Source organism: Pleurocapsa sp. CCALA 161, assembly GCF_003003995.1.
GTDB lineage: Bacteria > Cyanobacteriota > Cyanobacteriia > Cyanobacteriales > Xenococcaceae > Waterburya.
The window spans coordinates 1-3830 of sequence record NZ_PVWF01000227.1; the positions used below are offsets into that span (position 1 = coordinate 1).

The 3830-nt window shown below is 39.7% G+C and carries 4 protein-coding genes and 3 pseudogenes; 4 read left to right on the forward strand and 3 right to left on the reverse strand.

The genetic code is table 11. The annotated features are described in order from the left end of the window. The first annotated feature begins 237 nt into the window (after positions 1–237). The 4 genes from C7B62_RS24920 (at position 238) to C7B62_RS24935 (ending at position 2518) form a co-directional block, all read left to right on the forward strand. Positions 238–639 carry a four helix bundle protein gene (locus tag C7B62_RS24920; RefSeq protein WP_106244163.1) on the forward strand — a complete coding sequence of 134 codons (402 nt, stop codon included), beginning with the start codon at positions 238–240 and terminating at the stop codon, positions 637–639. A 35-nt stretch (positions 640–674) separates the two neighbouring features. Then, entirely contained in the window at positions 675–1433 is a 759-nt protein-coding gene (locus C7B62_RS24925; protein ID WP_106244150.1) for a hypothetical protein, read from the forward strand. Then, complete coding sequence (locus C7B62_RS24930; RefSeq protein WP_106244154.1) at positions 1430–2005, forward strand: hypothetical protein; 576 nt, start codon at positions 1430–1432, stop codon at positions 2003–2005. The genes C7B62_RS24925 and C7B62_RS24930 overlap by 4 nt, the downstream gene beginning before the upstream one ends. 303 nt (positions 2006–2308) lie before the next feature. Further along, positions 2309–2518, forward strand: coding sequence for a hypothetical protein (locus C7B62_RS24935; protein WP_146132220.1), 210 nt, complete (start codon positions 2309–2311; stop codon positions 2516–2518). Here the strand turns inward: C7B62_RS24935 and C7B62_RS27305 are convergent. The 3 pseudogenes from C7B62_RS27305 to C7B62_RS24950 all read right to left on the reverse strand — a co-directional run. Next, positions 2503–2855: pseudogene (locus C7B62_RS27305) on the reverse strand (IS1 family transposase); the annotation flags it as partial. The gene C7B62_RS24935 and the pseudogene C7B62_RS27305 overlap by 16 nt on opposite strands. Continuing rightward, positions 2847–2969 (reverse strand): annotated as a pseudogene (locus C7B62_RS27310) (prohibitin family protein); the annotation flags it as partial. The pseudogenes C7B62_RS27305 and C7B62_RS27310, both read right to left, overlap by 9 nt. Positions 2970–3269: 300 nt before the next feature. Next, positions 3270–3569, reverse strand: a pseudogene (locus C7B62_RS24950) (ketosteroid isomerase family protein); the annotation flags it as partial. Positions 3570–3830: the final 261 nt, after the last annotated feature.

Below are 3830 nucleotides of genomic sequence, written 5' to 3' on the forward strand. Positions count from 1 at the left end.
ACCGTCGCTCTTTGAACCAAGAAGCAGAAGGAATACAGACTTCTCGTACTGTTAATTCGGTTTTGCTCAAGAAACAGCTTAAAGAAATTGGAGACGATGCGAGTACTGAAATAAGTCAACCAGATAGAAAGCGATCAGCAGTAGATAAGTTATTTGCGAGCAAGTAATTTTTTGAGCTATCAGCCCTCAGCTATCAGCTATCAGCTATCAGCTGTTCATCATATAATAATTAATTTCATGCAAGATTTTACTCAATTGAAGGTTTGGCAGAAAGCTCATAGCTTTACAGTCAACTTGTATAAAATGACTGCCGACTTCCCTTCAGAAGAAAAGTTTGGGCTGACCAACCAAATACGTCGAGCTTCGGTTTCCATTGAGTCTAATTTGGCAGAGGGCTGCGGTCGCAATGGAGATTTCGGGCGGTCAACATTTGCGGGAAACCCACAAATTACGCCCTCAGAATTTAGTAGATTTGTAGACCTAGCTCAAGGTAGCGCCTATGAGGTGCGTTGTCAGTTATTTATTGCCAGAGATTTAGGTTATTTATCTGTAGACAAGTTTGACTTGCTTGTGGGCAAAATTGATGAAATATCACGTATGATGATTGCCTTTCAGAAAAAGCTGAAGGCTGATAGCTGATGGCTAAAAGCTATACACAAACCTAGAACAACAAAATGAAAGCTAAAACTAAGCTAGCAAAATCAACATCTGAGATAATTTCCACTCGTCCAGGTATTCAGATATCTAACTGTAAGAAGGGTGGTGTGGGTAAGACATTGCTATCTAAATTAAAGGCGGCTTACTGTCTAGAATCGGGGTTGGATTTTTATGGGGTGGATGCGGATAGACAGGAGAGTTTTTTGAAAGCTTATCCTGAGTTTGCTCTACCCACTCGCTTTAGTGAACTGGATCGGAATTTGAAGATACCTGACCAAATTTTGGATTTGGCTTTAGAGAAATTGGTGTTAGTTGACTTGCCAGGAAATGTGGAAGAGGCGTTTAATCATTGGCTGACGGCTAGCGATATTTTAGAGGCTTCAAGGGATCTGGGTGTGGAGATTCAGAATTGGTATGTGCTGGATGATTCGACGGAATGTTATGAAGGGTTTTTGAGGACTCTGGAGTTTGTTCAGGATAATGCGACTCATATTTTGGTGAGGAATTTTGGTCGGTGCGAAGAGTGGTCAAGTTTTGATTCTTTTATTACCCCTGAGTTGATAGCTGAATATCAGTTGAAGGTGATTGACTTGCCGAAATTGAGGCTGGATACTGCCACAACGGTATATAAGAATGCTTTGAGTTTCACTGAAGCGAGGAGATATTCGGCGTTTAGTACGGCTCAGTTGGCTGGGTTAAGGGGCTATCTGCGACGGGTATATGCTGGATTGTCAACTGTTGGGTTTAATGTTGAAAGTCTCAAGGTGAATCAGTGAGTTATTTGAAAAAGTCAACTTTATCTCAGCAGCAGAATGAGTTGCGAGAGTTTGTAGAGCAAAGGTTAGGTAAAGAAAAACCTGAGATTAAAGAGCGAGTAGATCAATGGCTGAGTAACAATCAGTATTTTGTGGACAATGAGTTGTTTGATTTTTATTTCTGTGTGGCGCAGAATCTAGCTGCGGTTGAGGTGCTGGGCGGTTCGGGGGAGAAGCTAGTTAAAGCTAAGATGGAGCTTGAGGAGTCGGTTGAAGCTTATACAACGCAGGTGGTTGATACTTCTAATTGGATACATGGGCAATTGGATAGTCAGTTACGGAGTGTTTTAGAGAATCAACGGAAGTTAGATACGAAGTTGATTCAAGTCTTGGAAGGATTGACACAAGAGAATCGGAATTTGAAAACTATTTCGACGGGCTTGGTTAACTCGACTTCGGTTTTGCTCAAGAAGCAGCAACAATTAGTGATGCAGACGCAATTCGCTCACGACTTGGTTGGGAAATCAGTTATTATCGCTTGGATTATCCCAGTAGTAACATTGCTAGGCTGCATGGCTGTATTGATGTTATGAAAATCTTGAAAATCAGACATTAGCACAGCATTTTTATTAAAAAGCTAATAGCTAACAGCTATGAATGAGAGTGATTTAACAAATAGTCAAATCGATCGCCAAGCCAATAGATTTAATGTTTGCCTTTGGAATCGGTTGTAACTCTTCACTGGTATCAGTTCTTCTGGTATTCCCTCTAAAGCGATCGCAACTCAAAGTGCAAATTTGTAGTACTAAATAGAGCCTAAATGAGCTAGAATAATTTTAATTTAACAGCCTAATTTAGTTTTAAAGTCAAAAGTTGGAAAAGTTAATGGAGAAAACATGATGAACAATCCTCCACCATCTCCTAATCTCCTTCAAACTCCTTTAGAACGCTACAAAAAGGCTTTGAACTGTATAACTGCTCCTAATTCTTTAACGAATAAAAATCAGGTTCTTGAAATTCTTTCAGCTAGAGATGCGCTGGGAAAGTTACTAGAAACTGAGAATTCAGGCGTTGGTGGATGCGTAATGCCTCAAAAACAAACTTGAAGTGTACCAAATCTCAAATAGTGCAATAGCAAGCGGAGGGAATATTTGAGTAATAGAAGAGATTTAGAATAGCAAAGAGTCTTGCGATGTAATCGGGCTAGATAGTGTCTAAGTCTTGTATTTTCTCCTTCGACTCGTGTCATATAGGTCTTACTAACAAGATGATCTTCAGGTGAACGGTACACTTGAATTCAATTCAAGTGCCTGCGTTCACTGCATTCCGCTGCTCGATATACTTTGGATATACTTTCCATCCATCAGTAACATAGAAAAAGCTATGCCAGCATTTGATAATCTGCCAAATCGGTTCAAAAGCCTGATGAGAGCGCTCGCCTAGATTAAACAAAAAAGGAACTCCAGCTTGCTCTTTTCCCCCCATTACTAAGACCTTGGGCATTTGAGAACCACCTTCCCGCCAAGCTTGAATCGCTTCTTTCTGCAAGACTATTCGTAGTGATTAACATTTCAATCGACACTACGAATTGATCTTGGACTTCGACAAATAGATGATTACTTAGTCGGCAATCCATCATATCTTTTAGGATCTTTCTTTTGTTTTTTAGTCCCATCCGATCGCTGTTTGGGCTTTTTGGCTTCTTTGTTGCCTCTTTTTTTATCTCCCATGATGATTCCTAAATTAAATTCCTATTAAATGAGTGTATTGAAAGCTTGTTTTTTAATTAATTGAGGTACGCACAGCAAGCTTGGAAATTGTTACTTGCTGATACCTCAGTTCGGTCAAGATGCTAATTTACTTTTGACGTACTAGGTTGAGTAGTTCTTTTGGTGATGCCAGTAAATCAACCGCTACAAAGAAAATATTGTCTTGAGGATCGAGTAAAAACCGCCAGGCAATATTCATACCAACACTAGAACCAAACCAAGGCGTTTGGACTTTGCCTGTAAGTTTAATGGAAGTATAACCTTGGTCCATTGACTCAATTTTGCCTCGCTCTGGCATCAATTTAAGTCCCTGGCATTCTTCCCGCATATAGCTTAAAACTGCTTCACGACCAATAATTGGTTTTTGAAAAGGCGGTTGCAAAGCACCATGCAGAATTAATAGTTATAGACATTAAATAAAAACTCCAAAAGTGAATTAAAAGTGCATCATTATCGTCATCAATTCTGAAAAAACTAGATGCAATGATATCTGCAATCAAACTGAAAACTCGTTGTGTTAATTTGCTACTTGTTCTTTTTCTACAGGCATAGTCCACCAGATTGTAGTAATGAGTCAATTACTGCACCGACAAGCGGATGCAGCTTGTAACTACACCAAATGATGCGTTACGTTCGGACGATTGACAAG